Annotated in this window: 18 protein-coding genes; 10 read left to right on the forward strand and 8 right to left on the reverse strand. The window is 61.3% G+C overall.

The features are described 5' to 3' along the window. Positions 1-71 precede the first annotated feature (71 nt). Entirely contained in the window at positions 72-1,160 is a 1,089-nt protein-coding gene (locus tag HX811_RS07635) for an endonuclease/exonuclease/phosphatase family protein (protein ID WP_177045431.1), read from the reverse strand. 40 nt (positions 1,161-1,200) lie between these two features. After that, complete coding sequence (locus HX811_RS07640) at positions 1,201-1,860, reverse strand: YciC family protein (protein ID WP_003215498.1); 660 nt, start codon at positions 1,858-1,860, stop codon at positions 1,201-1,203. A gap of 179 nt (positions 1,861-2,039) precedes the next feature. Here HX811_RS07640 and HX811_RS07645 point away from each other — a divergent pair, with 179 nt between their 5' ends. The 3 genes from HX811_RS07645 to HX811_RS07655 all read left to right on the forward strand — a co-directional run bounded on the left by HX811_RS07645 (position 2,040) and on the right by HX811_RS07655 (position 4,052). After that, the gene (locus tag HX811_RS07645) at positions 2,040-2,810 is read left to right on the forward strand and encodes a DUF2076 domain-containing protein (RefSeq protein WP_008436594.1); all 771 of its coding nucleotides are present in this window, start codon (positions 2,040-2,042) and stop codon (positions 2,808-2,810) included. A 129-nt stretch (positions 2,811-2,939) separates the two neighbouring features. Then, complete coding sequence (locus HX811_RS07650) at positions 2,940-3,416, forward strand: NYN domain-containing protein (RefSeq protein ID WP_003215502.1); 477 nt, start codon at positions 2,940-2,942, stop codon at positions 3,414-3,416. A 24-nt stretch (positions 3,417-3,440) separates the two neighbouring features. Further along, entirely contained in the window at positions 3,441-4,052 is a 612-nt protein-coding gene (locus HX811_RS07655; RefSeq protein ID WP_003215504.1) for a PolC-type DNA polymerase III, read from the forward strand. Positions 4,053-4,461: 409 nt separating this feature from the next. Here the strand turns inward: HX811_RS07655 and HX811_RS07660 are convergent, their stop codons facing one another. Further along, positions 4,462-4,923: an Lrp/AsnC family transcriptional regulator gene (locus tag HX811_RS07660; RefSeq protein ID WP_003215506.1), complete on the reverse strand. Its 462-nt coding sequence runs from the start codon at positions 4,921-4,923 to the stop codon at positions 4,462-4,464. Positions 4,924-5,083: 160 nt separating this feature from the next. On the opposite strand from HX811_RS07660, the gene yedA reads away from it, so the two are divergent. From yedA to HX811_RS07675, 3 genes are all read left to right on the forward strand, one after another. Next, on the forward strand, positions 5,084-5,980 hold the full coding sequence (gene yedA / locus HX811_RS07665; RefSeq protein ID WP_008436601.1) for a drug/metabolite exporter YedA: 897 nt from the start codon (positions 5,084-5,086) through the stop codon (positions 5,978-5,980). A gap of 48 nt (positions 5,981-6,028) precedes the next feature. After that, positions 6,029-7,366 (forward strand): DEAD/DEAH box helicase, encoded by a 1,338-nt coding sequence (locus HX811_RS07670; protein ID WP_177045433.1) that lies wholly within the window; start codon positions 6,029-6,031, stop codon positions 7,364-7,366. 195 nt (positions 7,367-7,561) lie between these two features. Beyond that, positions 7,562-8,089, forward strand: a complete 528-nt coding sequence (locus HX811_RS07675; RefSeq protein ID WP_256344399.1) for a hypothetical protein — start codon at positions 7,562-7,564, stop codon at positions 8,087-8,089. A 43-nt stretch (positions 8,090-8,132) separates the two neighbouring features. Here the strand turns inward: HX811_RS07675 and HX811_RS07680 are convergent, their stop codons facing one another. Beyond that, positions 8,133-9,377, reverse strand: a complete 1,245-nt coding sequence (locus tag HX811_RS07680; RefSeq protein ID WP_177045435.1) for a TIGR03862 family flavoprotein — start codon at positions 9,375-9,377, stop codon at positions 8,133-8,135. Positions 9,378-9,549: 172 nt separating this feature from the next. After that, the gene (locus HX811_RS07685) at positions 9,550-10,470 is read right to left on the reverse strand and encodes a histone deacetylase (RefSeq protein ID WP_008436610.1); all 921 of its coding nucleotides are present in this window, start codon (positions 10,468-10,470) and stop codon (positions 9,550-9,552) included. A 76-nt stretch (positions 10,471-10,546) separates the two neighbouring features. On the opposite strand from HX811_RS07685, the gene HX811_RS07690 reads away from it, so the two are divergent. From HX811_RS07690 to HX811_RS07700, 3 genes are read left to right on the forward strand one after another with little or no spacing between them, the layout of a single operon-like run. Next, positions 10,547-11,116: a GNAT family N-acetyltransferase gene (locus HX811_RS07690; RefSeq protein ID WP_177045437.1), complete on the forward strand. Its 570-nt coding sequence runs from the start codon at positions 10,547-10,549 to the stop codon at positions 11,114-11,116. Positions 11,117-11,157: 41 nt separating this feature from the next. Continuing rightward, positions 11,158-12,027: an acyl-CoA thioesterase II gene (gene tesB / locus HX811_RS07695; protein ID WP_003215520.1), complete on the forward strand. Its 870-nt coding sequence runs from the start codon at positions 11,158-11,160 to the stop codon at positions 12,025-12,027. Further along, complete coding sequence (locus tag HX811_RS07700) at positions 12,024-12,611, forward strand: HAD family hydrolase (RefSeq protein WP_177045439.1); 588 nt, start codon at positions 12,024-12,026, stop codon at positions 12,609-12,611. Before tesB ends, HX811_RS07700 begins: the two co-directional genes overlap by 4 nt. A 134-nt stretch (positions 12,612-12,745) precedes the next feature. Here the strand turns inward: HX811_RS07700 and HX811_RS07705 are convergent, their stop codons facing one another. The 3 genes from HX811_RS07705 to HX811_RS07715 all read right to left on the reverse strand — a co-directional run bounded on the left by HX811_RS07705 (position 12,746) and on the right by HX811_RS07715 (position 15,146). Further along, a complete protein-coding gene (locus tag HX811_RS07705) occupies positions 12,746-13,723 on the reverse strand; it encodes a hypothetical protein (RefSeq protein WP_003215523.1) in 978 nt (325 codons plus the stop codon). Then, the gene (locus HX811_RS07710; protein ID WP_003215526.1) at positions 13,724-14,614 is read right to left on the reverse strand and encodes a neutral zinc metallopeptidase; all 891 of its coding nucleotides are present in this window, start codon (positions 14,612-14,614) and stop codon (positions 13,724-13,726) included. 115 nt (positions 14,615-14,729) lie between these two features. Then, positions 14,730-15,146, reverse strand: coding sequence for a hypothetical protein (locus tag HX811_RS07715; protein WP_008436613.1), 417 nt, complete (start codon positions 15,144-15,146; stop codon positions 14,730-14,732). 186 nt (positions 15,147-15,332) lie between these two features. Here HX811_RS07715 and HX811_RS07720 point away from each other — a divergent pair, with 186 nt between their 5' ends. Further along, the gene (locus HX811_RS07720; RefSeq protein WP_003215531.1) at positions 15,333-16,211 is read left to right on the forward strand and encodes a DMT family transporter; all 879 of its coding nucleotides are present in this window, start codon (positions 15,333-15,335) and stop codon (positions 16,209-16,211) included.

Below are 16,211 nucleotides of genomic sequence, written 5' to 3' on the forward strand. Positions count from 1 at the left end.
ATACCAGTCGAAAGCGGTTTTGGGGGCTTCCCCCCAACCATAGAATCTCCCACACCATTTTGCAGTGTTAGTTACTGCGCGGCAGGCAACAGGAATCGCGCAATCACCGGCAAGTGATTGGAGATAAGCACCGTATCGCTCTGCCGCACCGTGCTCTCAACCTTTTTGATACGCGAACTGTAGAACAGGTAGTCCAGCGTACGATCCGGCCCGTCCACGGTTGGGTCATTCGGGAAGTACGTCAGCCATTTATCCCGATCAATGCCGCTGGATTGGCTGTTGCTCGGGATCATCGGGTACTTTTCCCACAGCAGGTGCAGCTCACTGTCCGGCGAGTATTGTCCGCGCTTGCCGGGGTCCAGGCGCAGGAACTGTCCCAGCGGCAGCAGGTTGAAATCCCCACCCATCAGCCATGGCGTGCCGCGGCTCTCGAATTTATCCACCAGCTTGACGGTCGCCTGCACCTGTTCCAGCACGGCGTTGTGCCCGGGGGCCGCGCCGTCCAGGCGAGTATTGAGCACGGCCAACTGGCCGCCATCGCTCAACGGCAGGTAGGTCAGCAATAACGCGGGCTTGGGCTGGAACTGACGGCTGATCAGGTTGGCGCGTGCTACCGGCAATTGCAGGCGCTCGGCGTGTTCGATCTGGTAGCGGCTCATGGTCACCAGCTTGCGACCGACGCTGCCGAAGATATGCAGGTCGGGCACGAAGTCGGCTTTCCAGTCGAAGGCCTGGGCGCTGCACGGGTAGAGGTCGGCCAGGCGCTCCTGGAGCAAGGCCAGTTGGTCCTGGTAGCTGGAAGGCTTGGCGCCTTCGTCGACTTCCTGCAACAGCAGGATGTCGGGCTGCTCGTCGCGGATCACCCGAGCCACTTCGTCGAGGCTTGAAGCCATGTCTTCAACGGTCGGGCGGTCGTCCGGGCCGCTGCCGTCCGGGGTGTCGTACCAGAACACGTAGTTCTTGCCCGCCAGGTACTGCACGTTCCAGGTCATGACCTTTAGCGCCTGCCCAGGCAGCAGGGTCGGCGCACGGGGCGCGACGCAGCGGATGGGCAGGGTTTCCTTGTCGGCAGGGCGCCAGGTCAGGCTGTAGATCAAGCCGGTCAGCAGGGCCGCGAGGATCAGCAGGCCCACCAAGGTAATGCGCAGTAGTCGGGTCATCGGCTCGGCTTATGGCGTTGCAGGACAGGCCCGGAGCATATCACCGCGCGTCGGCGTCGCCACCAATCAACATGAACAGGCGGAACAACACCACGCTGGTGAACAGTTGCAGGAAGCTTTGTGCGCTGTCGATCAGCAGGCCCAGCAGCGGGTTCGGGTCCGGATAGACCGCCACGCTGGCGCCCTTGAGCAACCACAGCGGGGTCATCACGCACAGCAGGCACACCAGGATCCGCCAGAAATGCCCACGGGTCAGGCGCAGGCTTTCCTTCATGGCCGACAGCGCCGACATGCCCCGCAGCACCAGCAGGTATTCGGCGAAAGCCAGCACCACCATCAGCCACAGGCCGGGCAGGAAATACAGCGACAGGCCCAGCAGGATCAGCAGCGTGCTGATTGCCGTCAGCAGGGCAAAGCGCGGCCACAGGGTCAGGGCCATGGCCAGCACATCCAGGGTGCGCGGCGATTCACCCCGGGTGCGGGCGTCGAGGAACAGGATCAGTGCGCCGGTGTACAGCGGGTACACCAGCAGCCCGATCACCACGCTGTAACCGGGAAACGCGTCTGGGCCGAGAGTGTGGTCGAGCACCTGTTGCAGCAGGGCTTCGAGGATCACCAGTGGCAGGCACAACTGCACGATGGCGCCCAGGTTGCGCTTGAAAAAGAAGAAGGAGTCGCGCAATACGTCTAACGGATTCATCAGGGTCTTCACAGGCCGAAAAGCAAGGGCGTTACTTTAACCGATCATGAGCAGATGCAAGCAAACGTAAACCTTGCGTAAAGACCATTGAAACAATCAGCAACAGCCCCATAACTGGGTTGTACCTTGCACATCGTGCGCAAGGCGAAGATTTCTACCGGCAATCTAACGAGGTCGCCATGAACAGCGAAGAACAAACCCTGATCGACGGACTGTTTTCACGGTTGCAGCAAGCCGAAACGGACTCAGCCCCCCGCGACGCCCAGGCTGAAGCGCGGATCAAGGAACACGTCACTCGCCAACCGGCCGCTGCGTACTACATGACCCAGTCGATTCTGGTGCAAGAGCACGCGATCAAGAGCCTCGATGCGCAGAACAAGCAGCAGGCCCAGCAGATCCAGGAGTTGCAGGACCAACTGCAACAGGCCAGGTCCCAGGCGGCGCAGCCTGCACCGAGCAGTGGCGGTTTCCTGTCGAGCATTTTCGGCGGCGGTTCCCGTGACCCGCAGCCGACCCAGAGCGCACCGGCGTCGTCGGGCGGTGGCTGGCGTGAACCGGCGCGTCCGTCGTTTGGCGGGCAACCTGCGCCGCAGCAGAACTACGGTGCTCCCCAGCAGAACTATCAGCAGCCACAACAGGCACCCGCAGCGCCGATTGGCAGCGGTTTCCTCGGCGGCGCCCTGAAAACCGCAGCTGGCGTGGCCGGTGGTGTGATGCTGGCAGAAGGCATCAGCAGCCTGTTCAGCCACAACTCGCAACAACCGCAAGTGGTTGAAGAGATCATCCGCGAAGAGCCGGCCCCGGCCAGCGACAACGGCAACTGGGGCAACGACGACCAGAAATATGCCGGCAACGACAGCTGGGGCAGCGACAACGCCTCCGACAGCTTCGCCGACAACGACTATTCCGACGACTCCTCCTCCTTTGGCGACGACGATTCCTTCGTCTGACCCACACTCAACCGGGGCGCTTCGTCGCCCCGGGCTGATTTTTCTCGGAAACTCCCGTGTGGCTGGCATACTGGCAACCTTTCCGGGCCTTTGAGTCCGGGGTCCATGCGCGTGTCATGAGGATTTGCGGTGAAAAAGATAGCCGTGTTCGCCGATGTACAAAACCTCTACTACACCGTGCGCCAGGCGTACGGCTGTCACTTCAACTACGCCGCCCTGTGGGCTGATATCAGCCAGCGCGGGCAGATTGTCGAGGCGTATGCCTATGCCATCGACCGTGGCGACAGCAAGCAACAGCAGTTCCAGCAGATCCTGCGCAACCTGGGTTTTACCGTGAAGCTCAAGCCCTACATCCAGCGCAGCGACGGCTCGGCCAAGGGCGACTGGGACGTGGGCATCACCATCGACATCATGGACGCCGCCGCCCATGTCGACGAAGTGGTGCTGGCCTCCGGCGACGGTGATTTCGACATGCTGCTGGACCGCATCATCAGCAAGCACGGCGTCGAAGCCGTGGCCTACGGCGTGCCGGGGCTGACGGCCAACTCATTGATACGCGCCGCCAGCCGCTACGTGCCGATTGAAGGCGCGTTGCTGCTTAAATAGATTTTTGACGGAGTTGGAACAGGTTTGGAACGTATAGCGGTCATCGACTTTGAAACCACCGGCATCCAGCCGAGCAGCAGCTGCCGGGCCACGGAAATCGCCGTGGTCATCCTGGAGCAGGGCCAGATCGTGGACCGCTACCAGAGCCTGATGAACGCTGGTGTGCGTGTGCCGGGGTTTATTGAGCAACTGACCGGCATCAGCAACGCCATGTTGCGCACCGCACCGTCGGCGGAGCGGGTGATGAACGAGGTGAACGAGTTTGTCGGCACCACGCCGCTGCTGGCCCACAACGCCGCGTTTGACCAGAAGTTCTGGGATTTCGAGCTGGGCTTGATCCGGCGTACGCGTTTGCAGAAGTTTGCCTGTTCGCTATTGCTGGCGCGACGCTTGATGCCGGCGGCGCCGAATCACAAGCTGGGTACCCTGACCTCATTTGCCCAACTGCCCCACACCGGCAAGGCCCACCGGGCGATGGCGGACGCGGAGATGGCGGCGAACCTTACCGCTCACCTGGCCGAGGAACTGCGGCGCACCCACGGGTTGCGGGAGTTGTCACACGAATTGCTGTGCAGCTTGCAGAAGGTTCCGGCGGCGAAGATCAATGATCACCTGAAGAAGCATCGCGGGTTCTAAGTCGCTTGAGCAGAACTCCATCTTCAACATGACGAAGATCCAAATGTGGGAGCGGGCTTGCTCGCGAATACGGAGTATCAGCAAACACATGCGCTGACTGACACACCGCATTCGCGAGCAAGCCCGCTCCCACATTAGTTTTGCGGTGTTATCGAGGCTGTAAGCAGTCCAGCGACCGATCCACCACCACCTTCGAATCAGTGAAGCTACTGACGTCATCGCAGGCAAGCCAGCTCCCACAGTTGAGCGAGGGTGTTTCAGGCAACTCGGTCAACTATGGCGATCGTTCCCACGCTCCGCGTGGGAATGCCGCCCTGGACGCTCTGCGTCCGCTCTTGAAGTCGTGACGCAGAGCGTCACCGGATGCGTTCCCACGCAGAGCGTGGGAACGAGCTGCAGAGCGGCGTGTTCAGTTGCCACTCTTCCCATTCCCCTCCAACTGCCCCAACGGCACCCGCCGCTCTATCGCGCTCGACAAGATGATCGAGGTCTTGCTGAACCCGAATTTCGCCACCCGATTGATCAGGTTCTCCAGCTCCGGCATCGAGCCCACCGCCGCCTGCATGATCACGCACGGATCGCCCGTCACCCGATGGCATTCAGTCAACTCGGGAATTTCCGACAGCGCGTCGTAAACCTTCTGGCTCCCATGATTGGTCAACCGCAACTCAATCACGCACTGGATCGGCAACCCCACCTTCGACAGGTCGACCTTGGCCTGATACCCGGTAATCACACCACTGGCTTCCAGTTTCGCCACCCGCTCAGCCACGGCGGGCGCAGACAGGTTCACGGTGCGCGCCAGTTGCGCGTAGGACGCGCGGCCGTCTTCCAGCAGGGCGCTGAGAAGCATACGGTCGTATTTGTCCATGATAAGGCTCCGGGAATGCATAGCTTTCGAAAGCACGGTTTATAGCCTTGATAACCATGTTTTGAAAAGTGTACTGGCGCTTTAAACAGGTTTTGTAACTTATGTTTACGGCCGGGGATTTCTAAAATAACGCTCCCTTGTCCTGCCACAGAGCTGCCCAATGCCTGGCCCACGTCGCTTTCCCTTACCGTTGATCGCCGCCTTTTTTGCGTTGTATGTGATCTGGGGGTCTACCTACCTGGTGATTCGCATTGGTGTGGAGTACTGGCCGCCGCTGTTGCTGGCGGGGATTCGCTTTATGACGGCGGGCGCGCTGATGTATGCCTTCCTGCGCTGGCGTGGGGCCCCGGCGCCGACGTGGGTGCAGTGGAAGGCTGCCGCGAAGATCGGCATTTTGCTGCTGACCTTCGGCAACGGTGCGGTCAGTGTGGCCGAACATACGGGCGTGGCGTCCGGGGTTGCCGCGTTGGCGGTGGCGACGGTGCCGTTGTTCACCTTGCTCTGTGGTTATTTCTGGGGCGCGCGTAATACCCGTCTGGAATGGGCCGGGGTGGTGCTGGGGATTATCGGCATCGCCATGCTCAATATGGGCTCCAACCTGCAATCGAGCCCCACCGGTGCGGCCTTGCTGATCTTTGCGGCGGCGGCCTGGGCCTTTGGTTCGGTGTGGAGCAAGCATTTGCCGCTGCCTCAAGGCGCGATGGCCAGTGCGGCGGAGATGCTGATCGCCGGTTTCGTGCTGCTATTGCTCAGTGCCGTCAGCGGCGAACACCTGCAAGCCATGCCGCCGCTGGAAGGCTGGCTGGCCCTGGCGTACTTGACCGTGTTCGGCTCGATCATCGCCTTCAATGCCTATATGTACCTGCTCAAGCACGTACGCCCCGCGGCGGCCACCAGCTATGCCTACGTCAACCCGGCGGTGGCGGTGTTGCTCGGGATAGTGTTTGTCGGCGAGACCATCGGCACGGAAGAAGCCCTGGCGATGTTGGTGATTATCAGCGCGGTGCTGCTGATCAGCCTGCCACAGTGGCGAAAGCCAAAACCGGAAATAAGGTAAACTGCCGCGCATTGCGACCTTGCGCTGACTTTTTCCTACGGTATTTCCATGACTTTCGCCACACTTGGCCTGATCGAACCCTTGCTGCGTGCCCTTGAGACGCTTGGCTACCAGACCCCGACGCCGGTGCAGGCGCAAGCCATTCCAGCGGTGCTGGCAGGCCGTGACCTGATGGCTGCGGCCCAGACCGGCACCGGCAAGACCGCCGGTTTCGCCGTGCCGCTGCTGCAACTGCTGACCATGGAAGGGCCGAAAGTCAGCGCCAACTCGGTGCGCGCGCTGATCCTGTGCCCGACCCGCGAACTGGCCGAGCAGGTTCATGCGAGCGTCGCCGAGTACGCCCAAAACGTGGCGCTGACCACTTACGCCGTGTACGGCGGCGTGAGCATCAACCCGCAGATGATGAAGCTGCGCAAAGGTGTGGATGTGCTGGTTGCCACCCCTGGCCGCCTGATCGACCTGTTCCGCCAGAACGCGCTGAAGCTCAACCAGCTGCAAACCCTGGTGCTGGATGAAGCCGACCGCATGCTCGACCTGGGCTTCTCCGAAGAACTGGCGAACATCTACCGCATGCTGCCGAAAAAGCGCCAGACCTTGCTGTTCTCCGCAACCTTTTCCGACGAGATCCGCCAGTTGGCCGGGCAGATGCTCAACGACCCGCTGACCGTCGAAGTCAGCCCGCGCAACGTCGCCGCCAACACCGTCAAGCAATGGGTGGTGCCGGTGGACAAGAAGCGCAAGGCCGAGCTGTTTGTGCACCTGATGCGCAAGGGCCGCTGGAAGCAGGTGCTGGTGTTCGCCAAGACCCGTAACGGTGTAGACGCGCTGGTGGAAAAACTCCAGGGCCTGGGCATCAATGCCGACGGGATTCACGGCGACAAGCCACAAGCCACGCGCCAGCGTGCGCTGGATCGCTTCAAGAGCAGCGACGTGCAGATCCTGGTGGCCACCGACGTGGCGGCCCGTGGCCTGGATATCGAAGACTTGCCGCTGGTGGTCAACTTTGACCTGCCGATCGTGGCCGAGGACTACATCCACCGCATCGGCCGTACCGGTCGTGCGGGCAACACCGGTGAGGCGATTTCCCTGGTGTGCGCCGATGAAGTGAACATGCTGTCGGCCATCGAGATGCTGACCCGTCAGACGTTGACCCGGAAGATGGAGCAGGACTTCGAACCGGAGCACCGTGTGCCGGATACCGATGCCACTGGTCAGGTGGTGAAGAAGCCGAAAAAGCCGAAGAAACCCAAGGCGTCGGGCGGCGGTGGTGGCAAGCGCAACCTGGGCAAGTGGGTGGACAGCGGGGAGGCGACGCCGGTCGAGCCTTCGATCAAGCCAGTGCGTAAGGTGCCCGTGTTTAACACCGGGCCGCGGAAAAAGAAGTAGGGTTTGTTGGTTGTCAAGTAAACGCATAGTGACTACCGTGAGCGGAGCAATTCCGCTCGCGTCAAGTTGTGCCTCGTCATCCTTGATGAGTTATTGCTTGTGATTTGGATATTTTTTGTAATTGTCGCCGTATTTAAGTGCTGGAACTTAAAATGCTTCATTTCCACTGAGGTTGAGTCAGAAACTGATTTCTGAATGACGAACTTAGATGGAGATGTAGATATGGCTGCGTTTTTAGTACCTTTTGTTTTGCCGGTCCTGGCGGCGGCGGGCATTATCGGCGGCGTTGTTGTAGACGGCGAAATCAAGAAAGGCAAGGCCGCTGACGAGAAAGCTTTCAAGCAGGTAGAGTTGCGTGTGGCCGAATTAAGGTCCCGGGTTGAAGATCATGCGGCGCGCGGCGAGTATGGGCAGGCAATCCATTCGTTCAGAGAGTTGATCTCGTTGTATGAGGCTAATTATTCGATCAGTCCTGAGATAAGGGCGTCATTGGATAAGTATCTACAGGATATGCTTTATACCAGTCAGGAAGAGGGCCAGAAACTCAGCTACGCCTTCAAGCAGGAATGGAACGATTTGAAACACGGTGATCCTTCCAGACTCTTCAGTGCGTATTCAGGTTATATAGAAAATCTGAAAATTGTACTGCCTGAAGAGGATGCTTTCCTGCAGAAGCAAGTAACAGCTTTTAAACGTGCCTATCCCGATCTAACAGCCAGTTGAGTCAGAGGTAACTTTGCTGCCGGGCGGTGATGCGGTGAGTGGGTCATGCCGGGGTGGCTGGCCTCAACCACTCAAGAACACCGCGCCCTGCCGCCTGCCCGCTGGAAAAACACCCCGTCAGCAAATACCCGCCCGTCGGCGCTTCCCAGTCCAGCATCTCGCCTGCGCAAAAAACGCCCGGCAATTGCTTGATCATCAGGCGTTCATCCAGCGCCTCAAACGGCACACCGCCCGCCGTACTGATGGCTTCATCCATTGGCCGGGTTTTCACCAGCGTCAGCGGCAGCGCCTTGATATCCACCGCCAGCTGCGCCGGATCATTGAAGTGCTCCGCGGGTGACAGTTCGCGCAAAAGCGCCGCCTTCACCCCATCCAATCCCAATTGACTGTGCAAATGCTTGCTCATCGAGCGCGAGCCGCGCGGCTTGCTCAGCGCTGCAATCACCTTGTCCAGTGGCTTACTCGGTAGCAGGTCAATGTGCACTGTGGCCGATCCATCCCGGTTGATCGCCTCACGAATCGGTGCGGACAACGCATAGATCAGGCTGCCTTCGATGCCCGTGGCGGTGACCACACATTCCCCCAGCCGTGGCTTGTCGTCTGCCAGGCCAATGGCGACGTTTTTCAGCGGTGCCCCGGCGAATTTGCTGACCATCAACTCGCTCCAGGCCGACACCTCGAAGCCACAGTTGCTCGGTTGCAACGCCGCGTAAGGCACGCCTTTGTCTTCCAGCAATTTCAGCCATGCCCCATCCGAGCCCAAGCGCGACCAACTGCCACCGCCCAAGGCCAGCAACAGCGCATCCCCGCGCAGACATTTGTCGCCCTCGGGGCTGTGGATAAGCAGGCTGCCATCGGCATTCCAGCCCAGCCAGCGATGGCGGGTGTGGATAACTACGCCCTGGTCGCGCAGGCGCTTGAGCCAGGCCCGCAGCAGCGGGGCGGCTTTCATGTCAGTAGGAAACACCCGGCCGGAGCTGCCGATAAAGGTTTCAATCCCCAACCCGTGTATCCATTCGCACAACGCTTCGGCACCGAACTGACGCAGCAACGGCGCCATGCACGGCGCCCGTTCGGCATAGCGCGCCAGAAACGCCGGGTAAGGTTCGGAATGGGTGATGTTCATGCCGCCCACGCCCGCCAGCAGAAACTTGCGGCCAACCGACGGCATACCGTCGTACAGGTCGACCCGGACCCCGGCCTGGCTCAACACTTCGGCGGCCATCAACCCGGCCGGGCCGCCGCCGATGATGATGACGTGTTGAGATGGGGTTTGAGTCTGGGGCATGGGGATAACTGCGGTTCGGCAAAGTAGGCCGAGCATTCTACCCGAGGATGCCCATGCTGCCTGATCAAAAAACATACAGCCTTCTGCAGGCCAGGCGGCCTATGGCCTGCAGGGGCTTTCACTCAGGTTATCCACAGGCAGTTCCACAGCGATTGTGGGTAACGCGCATAACTCAATGACAGCCTGATGACGTCCAGACGCGCTGCGCGCTGTGGTGCAGGATCCCGTGGCGACGGGCCAGGGCAGGGCGGTCTTTGCTGTAGCCGCCGCCGATCACCCCGACCACCGGAATATCGCGGCCCAGGCAGTGGCGCATCACGCTTTCATCGCGGGCGGCGACGCCTTGGTCTGTCAGCTTGAGGTAGCCGAGGGCGTCGTCCTTGTGTACATCCACGCCGGCGTCATACAGCACCAGGTCGGGCTGATACAGCGGCAGCAGGTAGTTGAGGGCATCGTCGACCACCTTGAGGTAGTCCGCGTCGCCCATGCCCATCGGCAGCGGGATGTCCCAGTCGCTTTGCGCCTTGCGCGCGGGGAAGTTCTTTTCGCAGTGCAGGGACACGGTGATTGCATCCGGGGTGTCGTGGAGGATGCGTGCGGTGCCGTCGCCCTGGTGCACGTCGCAGTCGAAGATCAGCACCCGGTTGACCCGCCCGCTGGCCAGCAGGTAATGGCTGATCACGGCCAGGTCATTGAAGATGCAGAAACCCGCCGGGTAATCGTAGTGGGCGTGGTGGGTGCCGCCGGCCAGGTGGCAGGCCAGGCCGTGTTCCAGGGCCTGCTCGGCGGCCAGCAACGAACCGCCCACCGCGCGCACGGTGCGCCGGGCCAGGGCTTCGCTCCAAGGCAGGCCAAGGCGCCGTTGGTCTTCGCGCGACAACTCGCCGCTCATGTAGCGTTCGATATACCCAGGTTCATGGGCCAGGGCCAGAATCTCGGCGGGGCAGAGTTCCGGGCGCAGCAGTTGGCTGTCCCGTGTCAGGCCGCTCTCCACCAGGTGGTCACGCAGCAGGCGGAATTTATCCATGGGGAAGCGGTGGTCTGCCGGGAACTCGGGGCTGTAGTCGTCGTGGTAGATCAATGGCAAGGGCATGGCGATTTCTGACGGGAACCAGCGACGGATCTTAACAGCGCGTTACACTCACGCACATGGCAAGGGAGGGGGACCAATGGAGCCGATACTGCAATTGGAAAGCGCACGCCTGGTGCTGCGCCAATGGAGCGATGCCGACTTGCCGGAGTTTGCGCGCATGTGCGCCGACCCGCAGGTGATGCGGTATTTCCCGGCCACCTTGAGCCGCCTGGAAAGTGCCGCGCTGATCGGGCGTATTCGCGGCCATTTTGCCGAGTACGGTTTTGGCCTGTGGGCGTTGCAGCGCAAGGACAGCGGCGAATTCATCGGCCTCACCGGCTTGCTGAATGTGAGCTTCGAGGCACCGTTCACTCCGGCGGTGGAGATCGGCTGGCGCCTGGCCAGGGAACACTGGGGCCTGGGTTACGCCAGCGAAGCCGCCTGGACTGCCCTGCGCTGTGGTTTCGACCGGCTGAAGCTGGACGAAATCGTTTCGTTTACCACTGAAGCCAATCTGCCATCACAAAAGGTCATGCAGGCCATCGGTATGCATTACGATCCCCAGGCAGATTTTGAACACCCCAAGGTCGCAGCCGATGACCCCTTGCGGCATCATGTGTTGTATCGCATCACCCGCGCCCAATGGTTGGACACGCTGCACGGATAAGCAGCCCGGAATGCCCAATAGATTGTTGTAGGAGATGCTCTATGAGCCAAGTGTTGGAAGATCTGGTGGACCTGCTGACCCTGGAACCGATCGAGGAAAACCTCTTTCGCGGCCGCAGCCAGGACCTGGGCTTTCGCCAGCTGTTCGGCGGCCAGGTGCTCGGCCAGTCGCTGTCGGCGGCCAGCCAGACCGTTGAAGAGGCGCGGCATGTGCATTCGTTGCACGGTTACTTCCTGCGCCCCGGCGATGCGGCGTTGCCGGTGGTGTATTCGGTTGACCGGGTGCGCGATGGCGGCAGTTTCAGCACGCGCCGGGTGACGGCGATCCAGAAGGGCAACCCGATCTTCACCTGCAGCGCTTCGTTCCAGTATGACGAGGAAGGCTTCGAGCACCAGACCACCATGCCCGTGGTGGTCGGCCCGGAGAACCTGCCGTCGGAGCTGGAGCTGACCCAGCAGCGCGCGCACCTGATTCCCGAGCACATGCGCGAAAAGCTGCTGTGCCCGAAGCCGATCGAAGTACGCCCGGTAACCGAAAAGGACCCTTACAACCCGCAGCCGTCCGACCCGGTCAAATACGTGTGGTTTCGTGCGGACGGCGCCCTGGCTGACTCGCCGGCGCTGCACAAATACCTGCTGGCCTACGCTTCGGACTTCGGCCTGCTGACCACCTCGCTGCTGCCCCACGGCAAGACCGTGTGGCAGAAAGACATGCAAGTCGCCAGCCTCGACCACGCGCTGTGGTTCCACGCCGACCTGCGTGCCGATGACTGGTTGCTCTACGCCATGGACAGCCCATGGGCCGGCAACTCCCGTGGGTTCTCCCGGGGCAGCGTGTACAACCGCGCCGGACAACTGGTGGCATCCGTTACCCAGGAAGGCTTGATTCGTCATCGCAAGGACTGGGCATGAGCCTCAGTGATGTGAAGCATTGGGTGTTCGACATGGATGGCACCCTGACGGTGGCCGTGCATGATTTTGCGGCGATCCGCGTGGCCCTGGATATTCCGGCGACTGACGACATTCTTACGCACCTGGCGGCGTTGCCCGCCGATGAAGCAGCGGCCAAGCATGCGTGGTTGCTTGCGCATGAGCGCGAGTTGGCGCTGGGTTCGGTAGCCGCTACCGGTGCGGTGGAGTTGGTGCGCGAATTGGCCGGGCGGGGTTATCGCCTGGGCATCCTGACGCGCAATGCGCGGGAGCTGGCCCATGTGACATTGCAGGCGATCGGCCTGGCGGACTGCTTTGCGGCCGAGGATGTGTTGGGGCGTGATGATGCGCCGCCCAAGCCTGACCCGGGTGGTTTGTTGAAGCTGGCGCAAGCGTGGGAAGTGGCGCCGCAAGAGATGGTGATGGTCGGTGATTACCGGTTTGATCTGGATTGCGGGCGGGCGGCGGGGACCAGGACGGTGTTGGTTAACTTGCCGGATAACCCGTGGCCGGAGCTGGCGGATTGGCATGCCGAAGATTGCGCGGTATTGCGCCGGATGATTTAGTCCGGTCGATGAAAATCCAATGTGGGAGCGGGCTTGCTCGCGAATGCGGTGTGTCAGTCAATACATAGGCTGACTGATCCACCGCATTCGCGAGCAAGCCCGCTCCCACATTTTTGATCCGGTTTCTTCAGTGGTTATTGGAACAGTACTTTCTGCCCTTCAGGCGACGTAAACATCTTGTCCCCGTTATGCCCTACCCCCGGCACTTCCACCAGCTTGTGGCCCAACTGCGGGTGCCGCTGCTTGAGGTAGTCAAAATAATTGTGCCCGCGAATCAAGCGATACGCGCCCTGGGTTTCAGCGCCGCAGCTCTTGTCCAGCGCCGGGTGATTCGGGTCGGTGTCCTGCTGGCCCAGCAAGTAAGTGACATTACGCGAAACGTAAGCCTGCTCCAGCTGCTCGGCACTTTGCCCCTTGGCGTAGGCCGGCAGGTTTTGCATGCCGTACTTCCAGTCGTTGAAGCCCGGGCAACTGGCAACATCGAATTTCACCGGACGCTGTGGGCTGAAGTACGCGTAGGACGACGGGTTGGCCACCACATAACGCAGGCTGATGCCCTCGGTTTGCAGCAGCGGGTGATCATGCCCGGTCAGCGCAAAACGCTGCACCACTTGGCCGCCACCGGAATGGCCGGCCACCACGATTTCCTTCAGGTTCGGGAACAGCTTGCGGTTGCCCAGGTGCTTGATGATCTGGTCCAGCGCGCCGTAGGAGCTGATCTGGCCCGGGCCTGTGGACGGCTCGCCGGCCATCCAGTCGTTACTGTTCCAGCGCAGGGTCTGGCTGTCGATCTGGTTGCGCTTGAGGTCGGTCTGGTTGAGGAACTGTGGCGCAATCACCAGGGTATTGGCGTTTTGTCCTGCGGCTTCGGCCGCTTTTTCGCCGCTGTCCAGGTAGGTCATCGCGTTGCGCAAACGGCCATGCACGATGATCAGCGCGCGGGTAACTTGAGGCAGCGGCTGGCGCCAGTCCTGGCTCAAGCCGACGCTCAGGTCGCCGGCATCCAGGTGAAAACGATCGGGACTGACCACCTTGACGCCATGTTCGGCAGCCCAGGTGGAGGAGGAACAGGTGATCAACAAACCTAACAGCAGACCCAGTCGTTTATTCATTTAAAGGCTCTTGGCGGTAAAGGTGTCGCATTGAGTGATCTGGCCCTGGGCGAAGCCGGTCTTGAACCAGCGAACCCGCTGTGCCGAGGTGCCGTGGGTAAACGAGTCAGGCACCACGCGGCCCTGGCCCTGTTGCTGCAAGCGGTCATCGCCAATCGCGTTGGCCGCATTCAGTGCTTCTTCAATGTCGCCGGGCTCCAGCCAGTTCAGGCGCTTTTGCGCGCGGTTGGCCCACACCCCGGCGAAGCAGTCGGCTTGCAGCTCCTGGCGCACCAGCAGGCCGCCGTCGCCTTGCATCTGCCGGCCTTGCTGGCGGGCTGCCTGAATCTTCGCCGAGATGCCCAGCAGCGTCTGCACGTGATGTCCGACTTCATGAGCGATCACGTAGGCCTGGGCGAAGTCGCCGGCGGCCTTGAAGCGCTGGGACATTTCCCGGAAGAAATCCAGGTCCAGGTATACCTGTTGGTCTGCCGGGCAATAGAACGGCCCGCTGGCGGACGTGGCGCCACCGCAGGCGGAGTTCACCCGGCCACGGAACAGGATCAGTTTGGGGTTCTTGTAGGTCAGGCCGTTTTCCTGGAACACCTGGGCCCAGGTGTCTTCGGTGTCGCCGAGGACGGCGCGCACGAAGTCGGCTTGTTCATCATTGGCCGGCGGCGCCTGGCGGGTTTGCGGGCTGACGGAGGGCGCTTGCTCGGTGAGCTGGCCGCTGAGTTGCCCGAGGATCTGCATCGGGTCCTGGCCGGTCAGCCAGCCGATGCCGACGATCAGCACGATGGCCGTCAGGCTCAGGCCCTTGCCGCCCCCAAAACGCATGCCACCGCCACCGCCGCCGCTGTCATCGCGGGCGTCTACCACGTTGTCGCTGCGTCGGCCTTTTTTCCATAGCATGTGGCAATCCTCTTTGTGAACCTGCAGCTCAGTGTTGTTGGTGTGTAGGGTTGGCGCCAGTCCGGCTGTCTGACGATGCTAAACGCTGTGTCGTCCGACCTGTATGAAGCTTGTGTCAGTCGCGGCAATACCCTTCGCCGGTGTCGACGATCAGGCAGTCCTTCTTGTCGGCCAGCCATTTCAGGCCAGTGGCTTCGCCGTCGCCAGCGCTCAGGATCTGCGGGCCGTCCGGGCGTTCAAAGGTGATGCCGTCTTCGGATGCCTGGCCCTTGAAGGTGCCGGAATCGTCGTCATCCAGGCCGTATTTCATGGTCAGTACATAGTGGCCGCGGCCGATGCTGTCGTCCTTGGCGATGGTCAGGTTCAGGCCTTCGACGCCAATCCACTTGCCGACCCATTTGTCGGTGGGCAGCACTTGCGGTACCAACGTTGCCTGGACAGACGGCGGGGCGGGCGCCTTGGCGGTCTCGGCTTGCTTGTCGCAGGCGCTGAGCAGCGTCAGGGTCGAAAGAATCAACAGGGTTTTTTTCATGGTGAGAAGGCCTTGGTTAAAAAACGCGCAGTGGGCGGGGCGGCGTGAAGCGTTGGACTGGAAAACCGCAATTTAGTGCGCTGTTCGAACAGTGTTTGGTTATGCTCTTGAGCGAGGCGCTTTACCCGTTCTAGATTATGCCGCGGTATGCGGCGGTCATTTCAGCCTGCCACTCAAGAGAATGCAATGACCCTCAGCACCCCACTTTCCGGCGTCAACCACCCGCTCAAAGGCATTTTGCTGATTGTGGTGGCAACCTTTCTGTTTTCCAGCCACGACGCGCTGTCCAAATACCTGGCCGGGTTCTACCCGATCGTGATGGTGGTGTGGGCCCGCTACCTGGTGCACACGCTGTTGATGGCCGGGATCTTCCTGCCGCAATCGGGCCTGCGGGTACTGCGCAGCAAACGCCCTTTACTGCAAGTGGCGAGGGCGTTGTGCCTGCTGGGCACCAGCCTGTTCTTTACAGCGGCGCTGCACTTTATCCCGTTGGCCGAGGCCACGGCAGTCAACTTTCTTGCGCCGATCCTGGTCACCGCGTTGTCGGTGCCGCTGTTGGGCGAACACGTGACCCGCGGCCAATGGCTGGCGGTGATTTGCGGGTTTATCGGGGTGCTGATCATTGTGCACCCGGGCGGTGAGCTGTTCACCCCGGCGGTGTTGTTGCCGCTGACGTCGGCGTTGTTCTTCTGCTTCTACCAACTGCTCACCCGCATCCTCAGCAAGTACGACACACCTACCACCAGCAACTTCTTCGCCGGGCTGTGCAATACCTTGGTGATGAGCGCGCTGGTGCCGTTCTTCTGGCAGGTGCCGAGCCTGTGGCACGGGGTGCTGATGCTGGCGCTGGGCACTTGCGGGATGACCGCACACTTGATGCTGACCCAGGCCTTCCGCTTTGCAGCGCCGGCCCTGCTGGCGCCGTTCGGCTATTGCCAGATCGTGTTTGCGGGGTTGTTGGGCTGGCTGGTGTTCAACCACACCCCGGACCTGACCACCGTGGTCGGGATCGGGGTGATTTGCCTGAGCGGGTTGGCCGCTGCCTGGCAGCAGCGGCGCAGGTAG

It is taken from the genome of Pseudomonas sp. F8002 (genome assembly GCF_013385495.1).
In the GTDB taxonomy this organism is placed as follows: Bacteria; Pseudomonadota; Gammaproteobacteria; order Pseudomonadales; family Pseudomonadaceae; genus Aquipseudomonas.